Annotated in this window: 21 protein-coding genes; 14 read left to right on the plus strand and 7 right to left on the minus strand. The window is 63.0% G+C overall.

What is annotated here, in order from left to right:
• Position 1 precedes the first annotated feature (1 nt).
• Positions 2–1,507 carry a heme biosynthesis protein HemY gene (locus ACGYLA_RS03655; protein WP_394430402.1) on the plus strand — a complete coding sequence of 502 codons (1,506 nt, stop codon included), beginning with the start codon at positions 2–4 and terminating at the stop codon, positions 1,505–1,507.
• Here ACGYLA_RS03655 and ACGYLA_RS03660 read toward each other — a convergent pair.
• From ACGYLA_RS03660 to ACGYLA_RS03680, 5 genes are all read right to left on the minus strand, one after another.
• Positions 1,497–1,946, minus strand: a complete 450-nt coding sequence (locus tag ACGYLA_RS03660; protein ID WP_394430404.1) for a GNAT family N-acetyltransferase — start codon at positions 1,944–1,946, stop codon at positions 1,497–1,499. The genes ACGYLA_RS03655 and ACGYLA_RS03660 overlap by 11 nt on opposite strands.
• Positions 1,947–1,990: 44 nt before the next feature.
• The gene (gene nadC, locus ACGYLA_RS03665) at positions 1,991–2,836 is read right to left on the minus strand and encodes a carboxylating nicotinate-nucleotide diphosphorylase (RefSeq protein ID WP_394430406.1); all 846 of its coding nucleotides are present in this window, start codon (positions 2,834–2,836) and stop codon (positions 1,991–1,993) included.
• A gap of 2 nt (positions 2,837–2,838) precedes the next feature.
• Positions 2,839–4,395 (minus strand): L-aspartate oxidase, encoded by a 1,557-nt coding sequence (locus ACGYLA_RS03670; protein ID WP_394430408.1) that lies wholly within the window; start codon positions 4,393–4,395, stop codon positions 2,839–2,841.
• 11 nt (positions 4,396–4,406) lie between these two features.
• Positions 4,407–5,459, minus strand: coding sequence for a quinolinate synthase NadA (gene nadA / locus ACGYLA_RS03675; protein ID WP_394430410.1), 1,053 nt, complete (start codon positions 5,457–5,459; stop codon positions 4,407–4,409).
• A gap of 135 nt (positions 5,460–5,594) precedes the next feature.
• The gene (locus tag ACGYLA_RS03680) at positions 5,595–6,467 is read right to left on the minus strand and encodes a MurR/RpiR family transcriptional regulator (protein ID WP_394430412.1); all 873 of its coding nucleotides are present in this window, start codon (positions 6,465–6,467) and stop codon (positions 5,595–5,597) included.
• A gap of 120 nt (positions 6,468–6,587) precedes the next feature.
• On the opposite strand from ACGYLA_RS03680, the gene ACGYLA_RS03685 reads away from it, so the two are divergent.
• The 7 genes from ACGYLA_RS03685 to ACGYLA_RS03715 are packed head-to-tail and all read left to right on the plus strand — an operon-like array spanning position 6,588 to position 14,280.
• Positions 6,588–7,355, plus strand: coding sequence for an N-formylglutamate amidohydrolase (locus tag ACGYLA_RS03685; protein WP_394430414.1), 768 nt, complete (start codon positions 6,588–6,590; stop codon positions 7,353–7,355).
• Entirely contained in the window at positions 7,352–7,918 is a 567-nt protein-coding gene (locus tag ACGYLA_RS03690; RefSeq protein WP_394430416.1) for a TRAP transporter small permease subunit, read from the plus strand. Before ACGYLA_RS03685 ends, ACGYLA_RS03690 begins: the two co-directional genes overlap by 4 nt.
• Entirely contained in the window at positions 7,918–9,243 is a 1,326-nt protein-coding gene (locus ACGYLA_RS03695) for a TRAP transporter large permease subunit (protein WP_067268276.1), read from the plus strand. Before ACGYLA_RS03690 ends, ACGYLA_RS03695 begins: the two co-directional genes overlap by 1 nt.
• A gap of 50 nt (positions 9,244–9,293) precedes the next feature.
• The gene (locus ACGYLA_RS03700; protein ID WP_136720278.1) at positions 9,294–10,331 is read left to right on the plus strand and encodes a TRAP transporter substrate-binding protein; all 1,038 of its coding nucleotides are present in this window, start codon (positions 9,294–9,296) and stop codon (positions 10,329–10,331) included.
• A 59-nt stretch (positions 10,332–10,390) separates the two neighbouring features.
• Positions 10,391–11,755 (plus strand): glutamine synthetase family protein, encoded by a 1,365-nt coding sequence (locus tag ACGYLA_RS03705; RefSeq protein ID WP_394430418.1) that lies wholly within the window; start codon positions 10,391–10,393, stop codon positions 11,753–11,755.
• 2 nt (positions 11,756–11,757) lie between these two features.
• Positions 11,758–13,131, plus strand: a complete 1,374-nt coding sequence (locus ACGYLA_RS03710; RefSeq protein ID WP_394430420.1) for an aldehyde dehydrogenase family protein — start codon at positions 11,758–11,760, stop codon at positions 13,129–13,131.
• A gap of 3 nt (positions 13,132–13,134) precedes the next feature.
• Positions 13,135–14,280, plus strand: a complete 1,146-nt coding sequence (locus tag ACGYLA_RS03715) for an iron-containing alcohol dehydrogenase (RefSeq protein WP_394430422.1) — start codon at positions 13,135–13,137, stop codon at positions 14,278–14,280.
• Between the two features lie 58 nt (positions 14,281–14,338).
• On the opposite strand, the gene ACGYLA_RS03720 is transcribed toward ACGYLA_RS03715, so the two are convergent.
• Positions 14,339–14,809, minus strand: coding sequence for a c-type cytochrome (locus tag ACGYLA_RS03720; protein ID WP_394430424.1), 471 nt, complete (start codon positions 14,807–14,809; stop codon positions 14,339–14,341).
• Positions 14,810–15,004: 195 nt separating this feature from the next.
• On the opposite strand from ACGYLA_RS03720, the gene idi reads away from it, so the two are divergent.
• Together idi and hemF are read left to right on the plus strand one after the other, a co-directional pair.
• On the plus strand, positions 15,005–15,535 hold the full coding sequence (gene idi, locus ACGYLA_RS03725; protein ID WP_271688674.1) for an isopentenyl-diphosphate Delta-isomerase: 531 nt from the start codon (positions 15,005–15,007) through the stop codon (positions 15,533–15,535).
• Positions 15,536–15,553: 18 nt separating this feature from the next.
• The gene (gene hemF, locus ACGYLA_RS03730; protein WP_394430426.1) at positions 15,554–16,435 is read left to right on the plus strand and encodes an oxygen-dependent coproporphyrinogen oxidase; all 882 of its coding nucleotides are present in this window, start codon (positions 15,554–15,556) and stop codon (positions 16,433–16,435) included.
• Between the two features lie 382 nt (positions 16,436–16,817).
• On the opposite strand, the gene hemE is transcribed toward hemF, so the two are convergent.
• On the minus strand, positions 16,818–17,858 hold the full coding sequence (gene hemE, locus ACGYLA_RS03735) for a uroporphyrinogen decarboxylase (protein ID WP_394430428.1): 1,041 nt from the start codon (positions 17,856–17,858) through the stop codon (positions 16,818–16,820).
• An 84-nt stretch (positions 17,859–17,942) separates the two neighbouring features.
• Between hemE and hemC the strand changes: the two genes are divergently transcribed.
• The 4 genes from hemC (at position 17,943) to ACGYLA_RS03755 (ending at position 23,671) form a co-directional block, all read left to right on the plus strand.
• Positions 17,943–18,890 carry a hydroxymethylbilane synthase gene (gene hemC / locus ACGYLA_RS03740; RefSeq protein WP_394430430.1) on the plus strand — a complete coding sequence of 316 codons (948 nt, stop codon included), beginning with the start codon at positions 17,943–17,945 and terminating at the stop codon, positions 18,888–18,890.
• Positions 18,887–19,819, plus strand: a complete 933-nt coding sequence (locus ACGYLA_RS03745; protein WP_394430432.1) for a LysR family transcriptional regulator — start codon at positions 18,887–18,889, stop codon at positions 19,817–19,819. Before hemC ends, ACGYLA_RS03745 begins: the two co-directional genes overlap by 4 nt.
• 62 nt (positions 19,820–19,881) lie before the next feature.
• A complete protein-coding gene (locus tag ACGYLA_RS03750; RefSeq protein WP_394430434.1) occupies positions 19,882–21,957 on the plus strand; it encodes a hydantoinase/oxoprolinase family protein in 2,076 nt (691 codons plus the stop codon).
• A 4-nt stretch (positions 21,958–21,961) separates the two neighbouring features.
• Positions 21,962–23,671: a hydantoinase B/oxoprolinase family protein gene (locus ACGYLA_RS03755; protein WP_394430436.1), complete on the plus strand. Its 1,710-nt coding sequence runs from the start codon at positions 21,962–21,964 to the stop codon at positions 23,669–23,671.
• The last annotated feature ends 70 nt before the right edge of the window (positions 23,672–23,741 follow it).

The following is a 23,741-nucleotide window of genomic DNA, read 5'->3' on the forward strand; positions in this document are numbered from 1 at the left end:
AATGCTCTGGTCTCTTATTAAAATCGTTCTTTTTGTCGTGTTGGTCGCCGCTCTGGCTTGGGGTGCAGGCTTCCTGTTGGAAAGCGAAGGTGGCATTCAGCTGACCGTGGCGGGCACGGAATATACCCTTGGGCCGCTGCAATCGGTGATCGCCGTTTTGCTGCTGATGCTTGCGGTTTGGGTGTTGCTCAAGATCGTGTCGCTGCTCTCGGCAGTCTGGCATTTCCTGAATGGCGATGAGACGGCGCTGTCGCGCTACTTTGACCGCAACCGCGAGCGTAAGGGCTATGAGGCGCTGTCGGACGGGTTGATGGCGCTGGCCAGCGGCGAGGGTCAGGTCGCGATGGCCAAGGCCGCCAAGGCTGACCGCTATCTCAAACGCCCGGCACTGACCAATCTGCTGACCGCGCAGGCGGCGGAGCTGGCGGGGGACCGTCGCAAGGCCGAACGGACCTATCGCAAGCTGGTCGAAGACGAAAAGACCCGTTTCGTCGGCGTGCGCGGTATCATGAAGCAGAAGCTGGCCGACGGAGATACCGAAACGGCGCTGAAACTGGCCGAGAAAGCCTTCGCGCTGAAGCCCAAACATGAGGAAACCGGCGACACGCTCCTGAAGTTGCAGGCCGAGAAACATGATTGGACCGGTGCGCGTGGCACTCTGCAGGCCAAGTATAAAAACGGCCATCTGCCGCGCGATGTGCACAAGCGCCGCGACGCGGTTCTGGCACTCTCCGAGGCGCGCGAGGTTATCGACGAGGGCAACAGTGTCGAGGCCCGCGAGGCCGCGATCGAAGCCAACCGCCTGTCGCCCGATCTGGTGCCCGCCGCCGTGATGGCCGCGCGCAGCTATATCGCGCAGGACAAGCCCCGCAATGCTTCCAAAGTGCTGCAAAAAGCGTGGAGCGTGCAACCGCACCCCGATCTTGCCGCCGCCTTTGCCGAGATTCAGCCGGATGAGACACCGCCCCAGCGGATCAAACGGTTCCGCGCGCTGACCAAATCTCAGCCCGACCATCCCGAGACCAAGATGCTGCTGGCCGAACTGCACATCGCCAACGAAGACTTCCCCGAAGCGCGCCGGGCGCTTGGCAATCTGGTTGAGACCGATCCCTCGGCCCGGTCCGTCACCCTGATGGCGGCGATCGAGCGGGGCGAGGGCGCGCCGGACACCGTGGTCAAAGGCTGGCTGACACGCGCGCTGAACGTCTCACGCGGGCCGCAGTGGATTTGCGAGAACTGCCACCACATCCATGCCGAATGGGTGCCGATCTGCGAAAACTGCAAGAGCTTTGACACACTGGAATGGAAGACGCCGCCGCTGTCGGAGGTGGCCATGCCGAGCGGAGTTCAGATGCTGCCCCTGATCGTCGGCGCGCCGGAAACGACCCCGACAGAGGGGGCGTTGACCAAGCGGACGGAGGATATCGAAGATGCGGAACTGGTGACCGAACCGGAAAAGCCGACCGATCCTGAGGCGCCCAAGAAAGCGCCGGACCCTACAGCTTGATGTCGTAGGTGACCCAGTTGGTCCGGGTGGCCAGCCTGTCATAAACACCACGGCCGCGGTAGTTATCCTCGGCCGTGATCCAGCGGACGAGGCTCCAACCGCGTTTCTCGGCGATCTTTTTCACCTCTCCGATCAGCGCATCGGCAGCCCCGCTGCCGCGGGCTTCGGGGGCCACGAAAAGATCGTCGAGGAAACAGCCCGTCGCCGCAGCGAGCGGGCGGGCGAAATGCCGAAAATGGGTGAGTCCGATCACCCGTCCTTCGGCATCTTCGCAGACCAGCCCTTCGACCTCGGTCAGCGGATCATGCAGCCAAGACCAGACCCGCGCGCGCATCTCCGGCGTCTGCTCGACTTTATAGAATTCGGCATAGCCTTGATAAAGCCGCTCCCAATCGGCGCGGTCATGGTCTCTCACGGTTCGGATGGTAAGGTCGGACATGGCGGGCTCCCTTCGCTGGCTGCGCGATCTTTGCCCCAGTTGGTTCAGAAATCCAGCCCAAGGTCCAGCGTTGTCGCAGAATGTGTCAGCGCGCCCATAGAGATATAGTGCACCCCCGTCGCCGCGACCTCGGCCAAGCGCGGCAGGGTCATGTTGCCCGAAGCCTCCAGCACGATGCGCCCTTGCGCCATTTCGACCGCTTGCGAGAGCGTTGGCGTGTCCATATTATCCAACAGCACCACATCCGCGCCGCCTTCGTCCAAGACCTCTTGAAGCTGCGCCAGCGTGTCGACCTCGATCTCGACCCGGATCATATGCGAGGCATTGGCCTTGACCGCCTGCAACACAGGCCGGATGCCCCCGGCGGCGGCGATGTGGTTGTCCTTGATCAGGATCGCGTCAGAGAGGGAGAAGCGGTGGTTGAACCCGCCGCCATGCAGCACCGCTTGCTTCTCGACCATGCGCAGCCCCGGCGTGGTTTTGCGGGTGCAGGTGATCCGGGTCTCGGTCCCCTTCGTCTCGGCCACACAGGCCGCGGTGAGGGTGGCAATGCCCGAGAGCCGCCCGGCGAAATTCAGCGCCACACGTTCCGCCGAGAGGATCGCGGCGGCGGAGCCTTCGATCTCCATCAGCGTGTCGCCTTTGGCGATTTCGCTGCCGTCTTCTTTTAGCGTGCGCACCTCAAGCGTAGGGTCGACAAGGTGGAAGGCCAGCCGCGCGATCTGCATGCCAGAGACGACCCCCTCGGCGCGGGCGCGCAGCCGGGCGGTATAGGTCGTGCCCTCGGGAATTACGCTGCGGGTCGTGACGTCACCATAGGTGCCGAGGTCTTCCATCAAGGCGGCGCGGACCAGCGGCTCAAGGATCAGGTCGGGCAGGGCGGTGGTCATCTTCAGGCGTCCTCGGGGTTGGAGCGGCGGGCGGTGGCCTCGGCCAATGTCATGAAGCTGCGGGCGGCTTCGGGGAGTGTTTCGGGATAGTCCGTGCGGCAATGCGCGCCCCGGCTTTCGCGGCGGGCGAGGGCCGCGGCGGCGATGAGCGTCGCGGTGGCGGTCATGTTTTGCAACTGGGCGCAATCGGGCTGCGCCGCTTCGATCTCGGCGATGGCCGTTAAGGCGCGGTGCAAGCCCGCCGCATCCCGCAGCACGCCGACCTCTGCGGTCATGGTTTGGCGCAGGCGGGTGACGAGGGTCTCGTTCGGTGCCTCGCCAGCAGACAACTCCGGCAGCTGTACGGCGTCATCGTCGCCCGCTTCGCATTCCTCAAGCATGTCCTGCGCTGCGCGGCGGGCAAAGACCAGCGCTTCAAGCAGCCCGTTTGACGCCAGACGGTTCGCGCCGTGCAGCCCAGTCGAAGACGCCTCTCCGCAGACCCAGAGCCCGGCGAGGCTTGAGCGGCCATGCGCATCCGTCGCGACACCGCCCATATGGTAATGCGCCGCGGCGGCGACGGGGATGGGCTGGGTCACCGGGTCGATGCCATTGCGCGCGCAGGCGGCTGCGACGGCGGGGTAGTCGGTCAGCACCGCCGCGCCCAAGGCCGCGCGGGTGTCCAGCATGGGGCGCAGCCCCGTCTGGGTCTGGGCAAAGATGGCGCGGGCCACGACATCGCGCGGGGCAAGCTCGGCAAGGGGGTGAACCGCCTCCATAAAGCGCGCGCCTTCGCGGTTGATCAGATGCGCCCCGGCCCCGCGCAGTGCTTCGGTCGCCAAGGGCGCGGGGTCTTCGCCGCAATCGATGGCGGTGGGGTGAAATTGCACGAATTCCGCATCGGCAATGAGCGCGCCCGCCCGGGCGGCCATGCCGATCACCTGCCCGCGAATGCGGGCCGGGTTGGTGGTCAGCGCATAAAGCCCGCCAGACCCGCCGCCCGCCAGCAAGACCCCCGCGCCGCGCAGCATTACGGGGGCGGAGCCTTCGGGCCGGGCCAGTTCGACCTCGACCCCGGTGACCTTGGTGCCGTCACTTTCCAAACCGCGGGCCAGCACCCCTTCGAGCACTTGGATCGAGGGTGTTTCGCGCACCTTTTCGATCAGCGCGCGCATGATCTCGGCCCCCGCTTGATCGCCTTGCACGCGCACGACGCGGGCAAAGCTATGCGCCGCCTCGCGCGACATGACGTAGCCACCATCGGCGCTGCGGTCGAAGGCAGTGCCGAAATCGGTCAGGGCGAGGATATGGGCGCGGGCCTCATCCGTTACGGTGGCGGCGACGCGCGGCTCGACCGTGCCCGCCCCGGCTTTGATGGTGTCGAGCGCATGGGCCTCGGGGCTGTCGGCCTGCGCCATCGCGGCGGCCACGCCGCCCTGCGCCCAAGCGGAACTGGCCCCAGACCCCAAAGGATCGGGCGAGATCAGCAAAACCGGGCGCGGCGAAAGACAAAGAGCGGCATAGAGCGCGCCCAGACCGGCCCCAACGATGATGATCCTGCCGGTTGTGATCTGCTCCACGCGCGCGCCCTTCAGAGGCCGAGTTCGCGGGAGAGGTCGATCATCCGTTGCACGGCCACCCGCGCCTTGCTGGCAACCTCGGTCTCCACTTCGACGGCGCCGGACATCGTGTGCAGCGACCAGAGCACCTTTTCCATCGTGATCTTCTTCATGTAGGGGCACATGTTGCAAGGGCCGACGAAATCGACCTCGGGCAATTCATCGGCGATGTTCGACGCCATGGAACATTCGGTGACCAGCATCGCTTTGGCCGGTTTTTCGCGGTGCACATAGTCAAGGATGCCGCTAGTCGAGCCGGAAAAATCCGCCTCCGCCACCACGTCGGGCGGGCATTCCGGATGCGCGATGATGCGGGTGTCGGGGTTCCACTCGCGGTAGTCGGCGATGTCCTTGGCGGTGTAGCGTTCGTGCACGATGCAGGCGCCGTCCCACCAGACGATGCGCTTTTGCGGCACCTGTTTGGCGATGTTCTGGGCGAGGTATTTGTCCGGCGTCATGATGATCGTCTCTGCCTCAAGCGCAGCCACGATCTGCGCCGCGTTCGACGAGGTGCAGCAGATGTCCGACGCCGCCTTCACCTCGGCCGTGGTGTTGACGTAAGTGACAACCGGCGCGCCGGGATATTGCGCGCGCATCTGTGCCACGCCCTCGGCGGTGATGCTTTCGGCCAGCGAGCAACCCGCTTCCATGTCGGGGATCAGCACGGTTTTTGCGGGGTTCAGGATTTTCGAAGTCTCGGCCATGAAATGCACGCCGCATTGCACGATGACATCGGCCTCAACCTCGGTCGCCTTAATGGCGAGTTGCAGGCTGTCGCCGACGAAATCCGCGATGCCATGGTAGATGTCGGGCGTCATGTAATTATGCGCAAGGATGACCGCGTTGCGCTCTTTCTTGAGCTTGTTGATCGCGGCGACATAGGGCGCATGAATGGCCCAATCGGGGGGCGAGACGACACGATCCATCTTGGCGTAGATATCGGCCATTTCAGCCGCCAGCGCTGGCGATGGCGCGAGGTCATAATGGCGCTCAAGCTCGCTGGGCGAAAAGATTTCATCACGCATGGTCGGTCCCCCTCCGGCCTTGGCGCGTGTCACGGCACCGCGCTGGACACCACACCCGGCGTGCTGGCCATAGACGACTGGCGGGGTTTGGGCAAGCCAATACCCTTTATGACAAGGCGTTGCTTGCTGAGGGCGTTAGGTGAATTTGCGGAACAAACGGGTCTGGTCGAACATGTCTTCCAGCCGTTCGGCGCGGTCCTTTGTATCGGCCCAGTTGATGTCTTGCATGGCCGAGATCACGCTTTCTACCAGCAGCAGCGTGGCCGCCGCGCTGTCCCAAGCTGAGGGCGCGACGATCCGGCTGGAGAAACAGATATCGGCAAGGCTATGCACAGGAGAGCGCCATTGGTCGGTGAAGAGGATGATCTTGGCCCCCCGCGCATGGGCCATTTCCGCCAGTTTCAGCGTGTTGTTCTCATAGCGCCGCACGTCGAAAATGACGAAGACATCGCCTTCGCCCACGTCCAGCAGGTAATGCGGCCAAGCGTTTGATGTGGATTGAATATGTGTCACTCGTGGGCGGATGATCTGGGCGTGGAGGAACAGATACTCGGCCATCACATGGGTAATGCGCCCGCCCACGATATAGAGCGGGTGCGCGGTGTCGGCGATCATCGCGCAGGCACGGTCAAAGGTGGCCGGTTCGATCTGGCCGAGGGTGTGGCGGATGTTGTCTATCACCGCGTCGGTGAACCGGTTCAGCACATGGCCCGAGGGTGCGCCTTCAGCCCATGTGTCATGTTTGGCGATGGGGTTCTTGGCCTTGGCTTTAAGCTCTTCGCGCAGCTCGTTCTGAAACTCGGGATAGCCCTTGAACCCCAGCTTTTGCACCATCCGCGCCACGGTGGGGGTCGAGACATTGGCATCCTTCGCCAGCGCCGTCAGCGGGCCGAGGCCAGAGGCGGGGTAGTTTTCCAGAATCGAATGGGCGAGTTGCCGTTCCGCACGGGTCAGCCGGTCCAGCTCCTGCTGGATACGGTCGGAAATGGTCAGTGTCGGTTCAGCCATGGATGCCCCTCTTTTGACGAGTAATAACACAAACTGAACCGCGTTGTAATAAATTTGACATTATTCTGTTGACAGAAGCCCCCCGCCCGAATGAGGTTTGAACTAACTGAGGGGGACAGGGTGTCAGAACAGTCAGATCTTTCGAATGAAGCCGTCGAGGTGATCAATGCCGGGGCCAAGGCCCCGCTGGTGTTGGTCTGCGAACATGCGGCGCGTGAGATACCGGCCTGCTACGACGGTCTGGGGCTGGATGCCGCGGCCCGCGAAAGCCATGTGGCTTGGGATCCCGGTGCCTTGGGCGTGGCCCGGGCCATGGCGCAGGATCTGGATGCGGTGCTGGTGGCGGGGCGCGTCTCGCGTCTGGTCTACGATTGCAACCGCCCGCCCGAAGCCCCGGGCGCGATGCCAGCGCAGAGCGAGATTTTCGCGATCCCCGGCAATGCCACGCTTGATGACGCAGGCCGGGCCGAGCGGGTGACGCGCTATTACGAGCCTTTCCGCAAGACTTTGGCCGCGACGATCAAGCGGGTCGAGGCGCCTGCGATCGTCACGGTGCATAGTTTCACGCCCATCTACCACGGCAAACCGCGCAGCGTAGAGATCGGGATCCTACACGACAGCGATACGCGCCTTGCCGATGCGATGCTGGCCGTGGCGGCGGAGTTCACAGATCTGAAGGTTGAGCGTAACGAACCCTACGGCCCGCAGGACGGGGTGACCCATACGCTGAAAGAACATGGGCTCGCCCATGGTCATCCGCATGTCATGCTAGAGATCCGTAATGACCTCATCACGACCGAAGCCGAACAGCGGCAGATGGCCGAGATGATCAGCAATTGGCTCCGTGCCGCCATGGCTCGGCCCGAGATGGAGGAGGTCAAACCATGAGGTTCATCCGGGGCTATATCCGAGGCATCGACGCGATGAACCGGCGGATCGGGCGGATCATGATGTATGGCATCTTTGTCCTGATGGGGGTGCTGTTGTGGTCCACCGTCAGCAAAGCCTTCTTCGTCCCCTCGCTTTGGACGCTGGAAATCGCGCAGTTCGTCATGGTGGGCTATTACATTCTGGGCGGTCCCTATTCGATCCAACTGGGGTCGAACGTGCGGATGGACCTGCTCTATGGCGATTGGTCGCTGCGCCGCAAAGCGTGGTTTGACCTCTTCACCGTCTTCTTCCTGATCTTCTATCTCTGCGTGCTGCTCTATGGCGCAGTAAGCTCTACCGCCTATTCGCTGGGCTACTGGGGGACCGAGCCGTTCAGCTTTTTCGGTGGCCTGATCACCGGTAGTGAAGAGGTTGGCCATATGGAGCAATCCAGTTCCGCATGGCGTCCCTATCTCTGGCCGATCAAGGTCGTGATGATCGTCGGCATCTTTCTGATGCTGCTGCAATGTCTGTCCGAGCTCGCGAAAGACGTGCTGCGGCTCAAGGGTGAGGCCATCTGATGTCCTATGAAATGATTGCGACATTGATGTTCTCGTCAATGATGCTGATGCTACTGACCGGCCAGCGGGTGTTTGGCGCCATCGGCTTTATCGCCGTGGTTTCGGCGCTGCTGCTCTGGGGTGACAAAGGCGGCTATGACATCGGTTTCGCCGCCGCGATGAAGCTGATGAAATGGTATCCGCTGCTGACGCTGCCGATGTTCATCTTCATGGGCTATGTCCTCAGCGAGAGCCGCATTGCCGATGACCTTTACCGCATGTTCCACGTCTGGATGGGCGGGGTGCGCGGCGGGCTGGCGATTGGCACGATTGGCCTGATGGTGCTGATCTCGGCGATGAATGGGCTCAGCGTGGCGGGTATGGCGATTGGCTCGACCATTGCGCTCCCGGAACTGCTGAAACGTGGCTATGACAAAAGGATGGTCACGGGGGTGATCCAAGCAGGGTCCAGCCTTGGCATCCTCGTGCCGCCTTCGGTGGTGCTGGTGCTTTACGCGATGATCGCGCGGCAGCCGGTGGGGCAGTTGTGGCTGGCCGGGGTTATCCCGGGGTTGATGATGGCAGCGATGTTCATCGCCTATATCGTCATCCGCTGCCGGATGAATCCCGAACTTGGTCCCATCCTCTCAGCCGAGGATCGCGACATTCCCCGTGCCGAGAAACTGCGCCTTCTGCGGGCGGGCATCCTGCCGCTGGTGATCTTTGCGGTGATGATGGTGCCTTTCGTCAACGGTTGGACCAGCTTGGTCGAAAGCTCGGCCATCGGGGCTGCGGCGGCATTTTTTGCAGCGGTGCTCAAGGGCCGCATGACCCGCGAGGTTTTCGAGAACTCCGTCCGCAACACCTTGGGCATCACCTGCATGTTCATGTGGATCATCCTCGCCGCCCTCGCCTTTGGCGCGGTCTTTGACGGGCTGGGCGCGGTAAAGGCGATTGAGAGCCTGTTTACCGAGAAGATGAACCTCAGCCCCTGGATGATCCTGATCATGATGCAGCTTAGCTTCATCATCATGGGCACCTTCCTTGATGATACGGCGATGCTGGTCATCGTGGCGCCGCTCTATGTGCCCTTGGTTGGTGCGCTGGGCTTTGATCTGATCTGGTATGGTATCCTTTATACGATCACCACGCAGATCGCCTATATGACGCCGCCCTTTGGCTATAACCTGTTCCTGATGCGCGCCATGGCCCCGCCAGAGATCACGCTGCGCGACATCTATGCGTCGATCACGCCCTTTGTGCTGGTGATGGTCTTGGCGCTGATACTCGTCATGGTCTTCCCGGAGATCGCGACATGGCTGCCCGATTACATCTACGACAAATAACAATGAGAGCCGCGCAAAGACGGCCTGACATTTCAACAAAGGAGAGACGTATGACCACTCGCAGAAAGTTTCTATCCGGGGCCGCCGTCGCCGCCCCTGCGGCCCTCGCCGCGCCCTCCATCGTGCATGCCCAAGCGCCGATCAAATGGCGCATGCAGACCTATGCCGGCGCCGCTCTGGGTGAGCAGGTGACCAAACCGGCGGTCGATTACATCAACGCCGCCGCCAATGGCGAGATGGAGATCGAACTGTTCTACGCCGACCAGATCGTCCCCACCGGTGAGCTGTTCCAAGCCATGCAGCGCGGCACCATCGACATGGTGCATTCGGATGACGATTCCATGGCCTCGCCCACGCCGCTGCAACAATTCGGCGGCTACTTCCCCTTCGCCACCAAGCACATTCTCGACGTGCCGGTGCTGTTCAACCAGTACGGTTTGGCCGAAATCTGGAAAGAGGAATATGCCAAGGTCGGTGTTGAATGGCTGTCGGCTGCGGGCCAAGACCCCTGTAACTTCAACACCACCAAAGAGATCAAATCGGTCGCCGATCTGGACGGTCTGAAGCTCTACACCTTCCCCACCGCGGGCCGCTTCCTGTCGAAGTTCGGTGTGGTGCCGGTGAACATTCCTTACGAGGACGCAGAAGTCGCCGTGCAGACCGGCGAGCTCGACGGCATGGCGTGGTCCGGCATCACCGAAGACTACACCGTCGGCTGGGCCGATGTGACCGACTACTTCCTGACCAACAACATCTCGGGTGCTTGGATCGGGTCGTTCTTCGTCAACCAGCAGCAGTGGGCCGATTTGCCGGATCACCTCAAGCAGCTGGTCATGGCGGGGATCGAAGCGGGCCACACCTACCGTAACCAGTGGTACTGGGGCGGCGAGGCGCGTCTGCGGGCGCAGGGCGACAAGCTTAAGCTCAGCACCGTGCCTGCCGACGAATGGGCCGAGGTTGAAAACGCGGCCAAGGACTTCTGGACAGAGATCGCCGAGGAAGGCGAAGTGCACGCCAAGATCGTGCAGATCTTCCGCGACTATAACGAAGTCATCAACAAAGCCGGTCCGCCCTACACCAACGGCTGAACCGACAACCGGGGGCGCGCTGTCTGCGCCCCCGCCTTACCCCCTGAAGTGGACAGAACATGCCCGGCACACTGACATTCGACGCGCTGAAAAAACTGGTCAAAGAAGGATCCGTCGATACGGTTCTTGCGTGCCTTGTGGACATGCAAGGCCGGTTGATGGGCAAGCGCTTCCATGCCGTCAACTTCGTCGAGACCTCTTATAAAGAAACCCATTGCTGCAACTACCTGCTGGCCACCGACCTTGAGATGGCCACGCCCGAGGGCTTTGCCTCCACTTCGTGGGAGACGGGTTACGGCGACTATGTGATGCAGCCCGACCTCGACACGATCCGCCCGGTGCCGTGGCTGGAGGGCACGGTGATGGTGCTTTGCGACGTGCTGGATCACGATACGCACCAGCCGGTGCCGCATTCCCCGCGCGCCATGCTGAAGAAGCAGATCGCGCGGCTGAAGGAACTGGGTTTCGACGCCATGATGGCGACCGAGCTGGAGTTCTTCCTTTTCGAGCAGAGCTTTGACACAATCCGCAAGGGCGGCTACCGCGACCTCACGCCGATCAGCGGCTATAACGAAGACTACAACATCCTTCAGACCACCAAGGAAGAGAACGTGATGCGCCCGCTGCGCAACCATCTCTTCGCTGCCGGTCTGCCGATTGAGAACTCCAAGGGCGAGGCCGAGGCCGGTCAGGAAGAGCTCAACATCCGCTATTCACAGGCGCTTAATTGCGCCGATTATCACACGATTGCCAAACATGCGGTCAAGGAGATCGCGTGGCAGCAGGGCCATGCGGCAAGCTTCCTGCCCAAGTGGCACAAGGACCGCGTCGGCTCTTCCAGTCACGTCCATCAGTCGCTGTGGAAAGACGGCGAAGCGGCATTCTATGACAGCGAGGGTGAGTTGGGCATGTCCGACTTGATGCGCCACTATATGGCCGGTCTGATCGCCTATGCGCCGGAATATACCTATTTCCTCGCCCCCTATGTGAACAGCTACAAACGCTTCGCCAAAGGCACCTTCGCCCCGACCAAGACCGTCTGGTCCGTCGACAACCGCACCGCGGGGTTCCGCCTCTGCGGGGCAGGGACAAAGGGCGTGCGGGTCGAATGCCGTATTGGCGGATCGGACCTAAACCCTTATCTGGCGCAGACGGTCATGCTGGCTGCCGGAATCAAAGGGATCGAAGACAAGATGGAGCTTGCCCCGCCCACACGCGGCGATGCTTATGGCGAGTCCGACGCTGTCGATATCCCCCAGACCCTGCGGGCAGCAACCGAGACCCTGCGCGGCTCGACGTTCCTGCGCGAGGTCTTGGGCGACGATGTAGTGACCCATTACACCCGCGCGGCGGAATGGGAGCAGGAAGAATATGACCGGGTGGTGACCGATTGGGAAATCGCCCGCGGCTTTGAAAGGGCCTGAGAATGACGACGGTAAAATGTATCTCTCCGATTGACGGTTCGGTCTATGCGGAGCGCGAAACCCTGAGCACGCAGGCAGCGCAAGACGCTGTCGCCCGCGCGCGCCGCGCGCAAAAGGCATGGGCCGCGCGGCCCTTGCAGGAGCGTGTCGATCTGGTGATGGCTGCGCTGAAAGAGATTGAGAATTCCACCGACCGGATGACCGAGGAGCTGGCCCACCAGATGGGCCGCCCGGTGCGCTATGGCGGTGAGTTTGGTGGCTTGCAGGAGCGCACCAGCCACATGGCCAAGATCGCCCCCGATGCGCTGGCGCCCAAGGTGATTGAAGACAGCGACGCCTTCAGCCGCAAGATTATGCGTGAGCCGCATGGCGTGGTTTTCGTCGTCGCGCCGTGGAACTACCCCTATATGACCGCGAACAACACCATCGCGCCTGCGCTGATCGCGGGCAATTCGGTGATCCTGAAGCACGCCTCGCAGACCATTCTGGTCGGTGAACACCTCGCCGATGCCTACCGCGCCGCGGGCGTGCCGGAGGATGTGTTCCAAAACGTCGTGCTGAGCCATGACACCACCTCGGCGCTGATCGCCGACAACGCCTTTGATTTCGTCAACTTCACCGGCTCTGTTGGCGGTGGTCAGGCGATGGAACGCGCCGCGGCGGGCACTTTCACCGGTGTCGCCACCGAGCTTGGCGGCAAAGACCCCGCCTATGTCCGGGCCGATGCCAACCTCGACGCGGCAGTCGATGGCGTGATGGACGGGGCGATGTTCAACGCGGGCCAGTGCTGCTGTGGGATCGAGCGGATCTATGTGCACGAAAGCCTCTATGACGCCTTTGTCGAAAAGGCCGTGGCATGGGTGAATAACCTCAACCTCGGCAATCCGCTGGATCAGGCCACGACGCTTGGGCCGATGGCCAATGTACGTTTCGCCAATGAGGTTCGCGCGCAGATTGATGAGGCCGTGGCGGCAGGTGCCAAGGCGCATATCGATAGAATGCCCGCCGACGATGGCGGTGCCTATCTGACGCCGCAGGTGCTGACCGATGTGACCCACGAGATGCGCGTCATGCGTGACGAAAGCTTTGGCCCCGTTGTCGGCATCATGCCGGTCAAGGACGATGAAGAGGCCATTGCGCTGATGAACGACAGCCAATTCGGTCTGACCGCCGCGATCTTTACCGCCGATGCCGAGGCTGCCGAGGCCATCGGCCAGCGGTTGGAAACCGGCACCGTCTTCATGAACCGTGCCGACTATCTGGACCCGGCGCTGTGCTGGACCGGCTGCAAGCAAACCGGGCGCGGCGCGGGCCTGTCTGAACTGGGCTATCACGCGCTGACACGCCCCAAATCCTACCACCTCAAGAAAGCCTGAGACATGTCCCTGACTGCCAATTGGTCTTACCCCACCGCCATCCGTTTCGGCGCGGGCCGGATTAAAGAGATTGCCGAGGCCTGCGCCGCTGCGGGCATCAAGAAGCCGCTGCTGGTCACCGACAAGGGGCTGGCCTATCTGCCCATCACCCAGGCCACGCTGGACCTGATGGAGGCCGAAGGTCTGGGCCGCGCGATGTTTTCGGACGTTGACCCGAACCCGACCGAGATGAACGCCGAGGCGGGCATCAAGGTCTACCGCGACGGCGGCCATGACGGTGTGATCGCCTTTGGCGGTGGCTCCGGTCTCGATCTGGGCAAGGTCATCGCCTTCATGGCGGGCCAAACCCGCCCCCTGTGGGATTTCGAGGATATCGGCGATTGGTGGACCCGCGCCGACGCAGACGGCATTGCGCCCATCGTGGCCGTGCCGACGACCGCAGGCACCGGGTCGGAAGTGGGGCGTGCCAGCGTCATCACCAACTCCCAGACCCATGAGAAAAAGATCATCTTCCACCCCAAGATGCTCCCCGCTGTCGTGATCTGCGACCCGGAACTGACCGTCGGCATGCCGCCGATGATCACCGCAGGCACTGGGATGGATGCTTTCGCCCATTGTCTCGAAGCCTTCTGCTCACCGCATTACCACCCGATGAGCCAAGGCATGGCGCTGGAAGGGATGCGTCTGGTCAAGGAATACCTGCCCCGCGCCTATGCCGATGGCAGTGATCTTGAGGCGCGCGGCCATATGATGTCTGCCGCTGCCATGGGCGCCACAGCGTTCCAAAAGGGTCTGGGCGCCATCCATGCCATCAGCCACCCGATCGGCGCGGTGCATCACACCCATCACGGCACCACCAACGCCGTGGTCATGCAGCCGGTTCTGCGCATGAACCGCCCCGCAATCGAAGAGCGTCTGGCCAAGGCGGCGGCCTATCTCGATATCGTCGGCGGCTTTGACGGGTTCTACGATTTCGTCGGTAAGCTGAACGAAGAGTTGAACATTCCCAGCTCGCTGACTGCCCTTGGGGTGACCGACCCCGACATCGACGCGCTGGTGGCCTCGGCCCTGCAAGACCCAAGCTGCGGCGGCAACCCCATTGAGCTTACCAAAGAAAACGTCACGCAGCTGCTGCGCGACTGCTTCTGATCTGAAACAAAAAGGGGGGCCAGATGGCCCCCCTTTCGCATTGCGCTGAATGCGCGAATTACTCGGTTGCCTCTGCCGCCGCTTCGGTTTCGGTCACTTCCGGCCCGACGGAGACCAGATAGGCCCATACGTCTTTCGCGTCTTCTTCGTCTCTCAGACGGTAAGACATTTTCGACTTGGCCCGTTTCGTATCAAGATACTCGGCCAGAAACCCCTTGGGGTCGGCGACGTAGCCTGTGAAACTCTCTTCGTCCCATGTCAGCCCGGCCTCGCCCGCAGCCACGATGGAATCGCCATAGCGGTAGTCTTCGACGGAACCCGCCACGCGGTTGTAGATCCCATAAAGGTTCGGCCCCGTACGGCCCCCTTTTTGGATATCGTTGCCCTCATCATCCGAGATCATGTGGCAGCTTTTGCATTTACGAAAGACCTTTTCCCCGGCTTCGGCGTCACTGGAGGCATGGCTTTCCGCCCAAAGGGGGGTGGCCCCGAGGCAGATGGCGAAGATCGACGCGATACGCATGTTCATTGTGAGTTCCTTTGTCTGTCTGGCTTGAAACTAGCGTTTGGGGCGAAGGGGTAAAGGATGTTCACTGCGCCAAAAGGTAGCACGGGCGCAGGGCGGGCCGGTTAGCGGTTGAGACTAGGGGGAAATCCCCCGATAACTGCCGGTGAATTTCTTCTGCGCCGAGGGTGAGATGAACACAACGGTAAGCCGCATCTGATGGAGATCATGGTCCCCGCCTGGGTCGACGGCACCCTGCAACCGGTCGAAAAGCTTGCCGCGCATGAACGCGGTTTGCGGCATATGGCGGTTTCGGTCTTTGTCATCTCCGACGGCAAGCTGCTGATGCAGCAGCGCGCGCTTGGCAAATATCACACCCCCGGACTATGGGCGAACACCTGCTGCACGCATCCGCATTGGGATGAGCCGCCCGAGGACTGCGCCGCGCGGCGTTTGGACGAAGAGTTGGGGATCACCGGGCTGGCCTTGCAGCACCGGGGCCGGGTCGAATACCGCGCCGATGTCGGCGGCGGGCTGATCGAACATGAGGTGGTCGAGGTCTATCTCGCCCATGCCGCGCCGGATCTGACGATTACGGAAAACCCTGACGAAGTGATGGCGACCCGCTGGATCACCCTTGGCGATTTACATGCCGACCTCGCGCAGCATCCCGATGCATATACGCCTTGGCTGCGGATCTACATGGCCGAACACGAAGGTCTGATCCTTGGCGGCGGGGCGATGGAATAACAGAAAGGCGGGCCAGAGATGACCGACGACATGCAAGACCAAAAGACACGCGCGGCGGATTGGTTCCGCAAGCTTCGCGATGATATCGTTCAGGCGTTCCACGACATCGAAGCGCGTCATGTGGGCGAGGAAGAGGCCGGGCGTTTCGTGGTCAGCAACACCACCCGCACTGCCCCCGATGGATCGGACGCAGGTGGCGGTGAGATGTCCGTCATGCGCGGGGGCCGTGTGTTCGAGAAGGTGGGTGTGAATATCTCCACCGTCTACGGCGAGTTGGGCGAGCGGGCGCAGGCCGCCATGGCCGCGCGCAAGGGGCTGCCCGGCATGGCCGAAGACCCGCGTTTCTGGGCCTCGGGCATCAGTCTGGTGGCACATATGCAAAACCCACATGTGCCTGCGGTGCATATGAACACCCGCATGTTCTGGACCCCGCATGCATGGTGGTTCGGCGGCGGCGCGGATCTGAACCCTTGTATCGAGTATGACGAGGACACCGACCATTTCCATGCCGAGATGAAGGCCGCCTGCGACCCGCATGGGGCCACGCTCTATGATGAGTTGAAGGCTTGGGCGGATGAGTATTTCTACATCCCCCATCGCAAACGCGCGCGGGGTGTGGGGGGCATCTTTTACGATGACCGCAACAGCGGCGACTGGGAGGCGGATTTTGCGCTGACGCAGGATGTGGGTCGCGCGTTCCTGCCCGCCTATGTGCCCGTGGTCGACAAACGGCGCGAGATGCCGTGGAACATGGACGACAAGGACGTGCAGCTGCGGCACCGGGGAATTTATGCTGAGTATAACCTCGTCTACGACCGGGGGACAAAGTTTGGGTTGGAGACGGGGCATGATCCGGATGCGGTTCTGATGAGCCTGCCGCCGATGGCGAAGTGGGTTTGAGCTAACCACCCCGGCCCGGAATCAAGCCGCAGGCGCCGGGCCATCGCCTGCCCGCCCGGACGGGTAGGCGATTTGGTGATGCTGGGCGTGACCTCGCGAGCGCACATCATGGTTGCCCCATAAAGTGGCTTTGACAGCCTCCGGTACGCCAACCCGCGGTCAGGCGCTGACCCTTCGGTGACGGTTACCATCCCGGCCCGGAGTCAAGCCGCAGGCGCCGGGCCATCGCCTGCCCGCCCCACCGGGTAGGCGATTTGGTATGGCTTGGCGTGACCTCGAGGGCGCACATCAAGGCTGATACATAAAGTGGCTATAACAGCCGTCAGATCGCCCACCCGCGGGCAGGCGATGGCCCTCGATCTAAACTTTGGGCGTTGGATTGTTACCCCCGCATCCCGCGAACGGTATCAATCATCAACTGCACATTCTCCGGATCCGCATCCGGCGTGATCCCATGCCCCAGATTGAAGATATGCGGCCCCTTCGACAGCGCATCGCAAATCGCCCGGGTCTCCTGCACCAGCGCATCCCCGCCCGTCACCATATGCGAGGACTTCAGGTTGCCCTGCACACAGCCATGCGGCTGCACATGTTCGGCCACCCACTCTGCACTCACGCCGTCGTCGACGGCGATACAGTCCGCCCCGGTGGCGGCATGTAGATTGGCGAAACGCGCTCCGGCTCCACGCGGGAAGGCGATCACCGGCACGCCCGGATGACGCGCCTTCAGCGCGCTGATGATCTGGCGCAGCGGCTCTGTCGAATAGCGGTCGAAATCCGTGCCTTCCAGCGATCCGGCCCAGCTGTCGAAGAGCTTTACCACCTCGGCCCCCGCCTTGATCTGCATGTCGAGGTATTCGATCGTCGCCAGCGTGATCCGCTCCATCAGCTCATCGAACACCTCGGGGTTCTCGTCCTTTAGCGCATGGGCTGGCCCCTGATCCGGCGTGCCCTTGCCCGCGATCATATAGGTCGCCACCGTCCAAGGCGCGCCTGCGAAACCGATGAGCGTCGTCTCTTCGGGCAGTTCGCGCGACAGGATGCGCACGGTCTCGTAAATCGGGGCGAGGTGGTCGTGAATGGCGTCCGCTGGTTTCAGCGCTTCCATCTCGGCCTTGGTGGTGATCGTCGACAGACGCGGCCCCTCACCAGTGACGAACCACAGATCGGCGCCAAGCGCCTGCGGCACCAGCAGGATGTCGGCGAAAAGGATCGAAGCGTCGAAACCATAGCGGCTGATCGGTTGCAACGTCACCTCGGCGGCCAGTTCCGGGTTGTAGCACAGCGACAGGAAATCCCCCGCTTCGGCCCGCGTCGCGCGGTACTCGGGCAGATAGCGCCCGGCTTGGCGCATCATCCAGATCGGCGGCGTCGGCAGGGTTTCGCCCGCAAGGGCGCGCAGGATGGTCTTATTCGCAGTCATTATGGCGTTCCTATTTGTGGCAAACCCGTAGGTAGCGCAGGTACAGCAGTTGTCAGTTCATGTCGACGGGGGTAGGGATGCGTCATGACGTATCAGCTTCCCACCCCGGCCCGGCCTCTCAACATCGGCACACGCGGATCGCTTCTGGCGCTCGCGCAGGCGAATGAGGTGCGCGACCGGCTCGCCGCCGCCTTCGATCTGCCGTTCGAGGCTTTCACCATCGTCGTGATCAAGACCACGGGCGACAAGATCATCGACCGCCCGCTGAAAGAGATCGGCGGCAAGGGGCTGTTCACCCGCGAGATCGAGGCCGCGCTGCTCGACGACTCCATCGACATCGCGGTGCATTCGATGAAGGACATGCCGACGCTGCAACCCGAGGGGCTGTTGATCGACACCTATCTGCCGCGCGAGGATTGCCGCGATGCTTTCATCTCGCCGCATCTGAAATCCATCGCCGAGTTGCCCGAAGGCGCGGTCGTCGGCACCTCCAGTCTGCGCCGCCGGGCGCAAGTGAAACTGCGGCGGCCTGATCTGGAAGTGGTCGAGTTTCGTGGCAACTTGCAGACTCGTTTGAAAAAACTTGATGACGGTGTGGCCGAAGCGACCTTCCTCGCCATGGCCGGGCTGAACCGCTTGCAAATGGACGACGTGCCACAGGCTGCCGTTCACCCTGACGACATGCTGCCTGCCATCGCGCAGGGGGCCATTGGGGTTGAGCGGCGCGAGGACGACAGCCGCGCCGCCGAGATGCTTTCGGCGATCCATGACCGCAAGACTGGCGAACAGCTTGCCGCCGAACGCGCGTTCCTCGCCACCCTAGATGGCTCTTGCGAGACACCCATCGCCGGTCTGGCCGAACTCAACGGCAGCGAGATGCGCCTGCGCGGTCAGGTGCTGCGCCCCGACGGGTCTGATGCCATCGGCGATGACGTGACCTGCGCCATTTCCGACGGCGCCGCGGCGGGTGAGGCGATGGCCCGCAAGCTTCTGGCCGAGGCCGGACCGGGATTCTTTGACTGGCGCGAATGATCGGCAATCTCTTCACGCTGAAACAGCTTGAAGCGCTGATCTGGGTCGCTGATCTTGGTAGTTTCCGCCGCGCCGCTGCGCATCTGAACACGACACAGCCCAATATCTCGGCCCGGATTTCCGGGCTGGAGGCAACCTTGGGCGTCACCCTGATGCAGCGCGATGCCGGGTCGATCCGGCTCACCGAAAAGGGCACCGCACTGCTGGCCCAAGCCCGCCGCGTCCTGCGCGAAGCCGAAGCACTGGTCGAGACCGCCGCGCGGCCCGACCTGATCGACGACAGCCTCCGCCTTGGGGTGACCGAAGTGGTTGCCAGCACATGGCTGCGCCCCTTTCTGCGCGCGCTGGCCGATGCCTATCCCAATCTCACTGTCGAACTTACCGTCGATCTCTCGCGCGATCTGGATCAGGAGCTTGCCGCTCATGCGCTCGACCTGACCCTGCAAACCGCACCCTTCTCGACCCCGGCGAGCGGGCAGCTGGACTTGGCGACCTATGACTACATCTGGGTGGCCGCGCCGGAATTGGCCGCGCAGATCGGCCCCGCGCCCGACTTCGCCGCCATGCTGCGCCATCCGGTGCTAGGCCATGCGCGGCATACGCAGGCCCATTCCGATCTCATCGGCCATTTCGACGGCACGACCGCCCCCAAGGCCCGTTTGGTGCCCTCCAGCAGCCTGTCGGCGGCGATGAACATGGTGCTCGACGGGATGGGTGTGGCGGTGATGCCACGTGTGATGGTGGCAGGCGCGCTGGCCGATGGGGCGCTGCGGATTCTGCCCGCCGCGTGGCACCCGCGCCCGCTGCAAGTCGCCGCGCGTTATCACGCGGATCGCACGCCCGCCTATGTCGCCCGCGCCGCTGAACTGGCCCGCGAATGCGCCCGAAGCTTCGATGTCGAGGATCGAAAAAACCTTTCACACCCATAGAATATAATAATTTGCACCGATGCTGTGCCCACCCCTATCCTGCGTCCAAACAGGAGTGAGACATGGCATCAACCATCCGACTGGGCGTAGACATCGGCGGCACCTTCACCGACGTGGTGCTGGAAAAGGGCGGCGAGAGTTTCTCGACCAAGGTGCTGACCACCTATGCCGCGCCCGAGAACGCGATCATCGACGGGATGCATCAGGTCTGCGCCAAGGCCGGGATCACGCCCGCCGACCTCACGCAGATCATTCACGGCACCACGCTGGCGACCAACGCGCTGATCGAACGGCGCGGGGCCAAGACCGCGCTGATCACCACCCAAGGCTTCCGTGACGTGATCGAAATGCGCACCGAAAGCCGGTTTGAGCAATATGACCTCAACCTCAATCTCCCCGAGCCGCTGCTGCCGCGCCAGATGCGCTACACGGTGGAAGAGCGTGTCGATGCCACGGGGGCGGTTCTGCACCCGCTCGACCGCGCCGAGGTCGAGGCGCTGGCGGACCGCATCGCCGACGCGGGTTATGAAAGCGTCGCGGTCGGGCTGATCCATTCCTATCTGAACGACGCGCATGAGCGCATGGTCCGCGAGGTGTTGGAAGAGAAGCTGCCGGGCGTCATGGTCTCGATCTCCTCCGAGGTCTCGCCGCAGATGCGCGAATATGAGCGCTTCAACACCGTGGTTGCCAATGCCTATATCAAGCCGCTGATGAAGAGTTACCTCGGACGGCTCGAAGGGCGCCTGCAGGAGGAGGGCGTCTCCTGCAACATCTTCCTGATGCATTCGGGCGGCGGCATCATCTCGATCGAAAGCGCCGCCGAATTTCCGGTGCGGCTGGTGGAATCCGGCCCGGCGGGTGGTGCGGTCTTTGCCGCCAACATCGCCGCGCGCTATGGGCTCGACAAGGTGCTGAGCTTCGACATGGGCGGCACCACGGCCAAGATTTGCTTGATCAAGAACCAGACGCCCAAGACCAGCCGGGTCTTCGAAGTGGCGCGGACATACCGGTTCAAGAAAGGCTCCGGCATGCCGATTTCGATCCCGGTGATCGACATGGTCGAGATTGGCGCGGGCGGCGGCAGCCTTGCCCATGTGGACGCCATGCGGCAAATCCGGGTGGGGCCGGAAAGCGCGGGCTCCGAGCCGGGGCCGGCCTGTTATGGCCGGGGCGGCGCGAAGCCTGCGGTGACCGATGCCGATCTGGTGCTTGGCAAACTCGATCCCGACAATTTTGCCGGCGGTTCGATCCGGCTCGAGACCGGCAACTCCGAGACGGCGCTGAGCCAAGCGATCGGTCAGGAACTCGACATGGACGCCGCCACCGCCGCCTTTGGTCTGGCCGAGGTGGTGGACGAGAACATGGCCAACGCCGCGCGGGTCCATGCGGTTGAGAACGGCGAAGACCTCAGCGACTACACGATGATCGCCTTCGGCGGCGCGGCGCCGCTGCATGCCGGGCGGCTGTGTGAGAAGCTGGGGGTCGAGCGCCTGCTGGTGCCGCCCGGGGCCGGGGTCGGCTCGGCCATCGGTTTCCTGCGTGCGCCTTTCAGCTTCGAGGCCAACCGCTCGGTCTACATGAAGCTGTCGGACTTCGACGCGACCCGCATCAAGACGCTGCTGGCGGAACTGCGCGACGAGGCCACCGGCTTTGTGCGCAACTGCGATGCCGGGGCCAAGATCCTGTCGGAATACAAGGTCTACATGCGCTACAGCGGGCAGGGCTGGGAGATCCCCATCGTGCTGGACGAAGCGGACGCGCTAAACCCCGATGCCGCGCGTTTCGAGGCTTTGTTCGAGGCCGATTACGCCAAGCTTTTCGGCGGCACCGTCGAGGGCTTGGACATCGAGATCACGGTTTGGTCGGTCAATGCCAGCACTCCGCCCGAAGAGGTCGCGCGCACCGCAGAGCAGTCCCCGGGTGCGGCGGCGGATGTGGCTCTAACACGGCGCATTTTCGACCCGGCGCGTTCTGAGTACTGCGAGGCCGATGTGGTCCTGCGCGACCAGATGGCCCCGGGCCAGACCGCCCAAGGCCCCGCCGCGATCGCCGAGGATGAGACCACGATCATCCTGCCCGCCTCGCGCCGGGCGATCTGCCAGCCCGACGGCTGCATCGACATCACTGTGAAAGGGTAAGCCCATGGCACAGACACATTCCAACGTTGCCTATCAGGTCATGTGGAACCGCCTCATCTCGGTGGTCGAGGAACAGGCGCAGGCACTGGTGCGCACCGCTTTTTCGACCTCGGTGCGCGAGGCAGGCGACCTCTCGGCCGGGGTCTATGACACCGACGGTCAGATGCTGGCCCAAGCGGTCACCGGCACGCCCGGACACGTCAACGCCATGGCCGACGCGGTGGCGCATTTCATCCGACGCATCGGGCGGCAGAACATCCTCGAAGGGGATATCTATATCACCAACGACCCTTGGGAGGGCACCGGCCACCTGCATGACATCACCATGGTCACGCCCTCCTTCCACCGCGGCAAGCTGGTCGGCTTTTTTGCCTGTACCGCGCATATCGTCGACATCGGCGGGCGCGGGTTTGGCGCGGATGCGGCGAGCGTCTATGAAGAAGGGCTCTATCTGCCGATCATGAAGTTCGCCGATGCGGGAAAGGTCGATGAGACGCTGGTGCGGATCATCCGTGGCAACGTGCGCGAGCCGGATCAGCTGATTGGCGACATCTACGCGTTGACCACCTGCAACGAGATCGGCCACCGCCGCCTCATCGACATGATGGAGGAATTCGACCTCGACGATCTCACCGGCATCGCGGCCTTCATCCTCGACAACTCGCGCCGCGCCACGTTGGAGCGCATCGCCGCCCTGCCGCGCCAGCGGGCGACCGGCGAGATGACCATCGACGGGTTCGACACGCCGATCACGTTGAAGGTCACTGTGAGCATTGCCGAGGATCACATCCTGTCGGATTTCGCAGGCACCAGCGGGATCGACAAGAAGGGCATCAACTGCCCGCTGGTCTATACCAAGGCCTATGCCTGCTACGCGCTGAAATGCGCCATCGCGCCGGAGATCCCGAACAACGCCGCTTCGCTGGAGCCGTTCCGGATCACCGCGCCCGAAGATACCATCGTCAACGCGGTGCACCCCGCACCGGTGGCGCTGCGGCATATCGTGGGTCACTTCGTGCCCGACACGGTCTATGCCGCGCTCGATCAGATCCTGCCGAACCTCGTGCCGGCCGAGGGAGCGGGGTGTCTATGTAACTTCCAAGTCAGCCTGCGCCCCCGCACCGATGCAAAAGCGCCCGCAGGCGCGCGCCGGGCCGAGGTGCTGACCTTCAACTCCGGCGGTTCGGGCGCGCGACCCGAGCACGACGGGCTCAATGCCACGGCCTTCCCCTCGGGCGTGATGACCATGCCGGTGGAGGCCACGGAACATGCCGGTCCCGTGGTGATCTGGCGCAAGGAATTGCGCCCCGACAGCGGCGGCGCGGGTCGCCAGCGCGGCGGGCTGGGGCAATATATGGAAGTCGGTGCGCGCGAGGGGCATGAGTTCGACATGCAGGCGATGTTCGACCGCGTCGATCACCCCGCACGCGGGCGGCAGGGCGGCAAGCCCGGCGCGCCCACCACCATCGCCCGCGATGACGGCACGCCGATGCGCGGCAAGGGCAAGCAGTTCGTGCCGCATGGGGCGAAGGTGATGATGGCCTTTCCGGGTGGCGCCGGCTACGGCCCCGCCGAGGAACGCCCCAAGGCGCAGGTCAAACGCGACCTTCTGCGCGGCTACATCAGCGCCGAGGTGGCGGCGGCGGATTATGGGCTGAGCGCCGAGGAGATCGCCGAGGTGCAAGAGGCCATCCGCAAAGGCGCCGAACTGTGAAAGAGTGGCCGCTCAAAGGCTTATAAGCGCGAGGGGTCATTGACTGTTACAAAGCGCGGGTGTTCCTTGG

The organism is Sulfitobacter sp. 1A13679, from assembly GCF_043557115.1.
Lineage (GTDB): Bacteria > Pseudomonadota > Alphaproteobacteria > Rhodobacterales > Rhodobacteraceae > Sulfitobacter > Sulfitobacter faviae.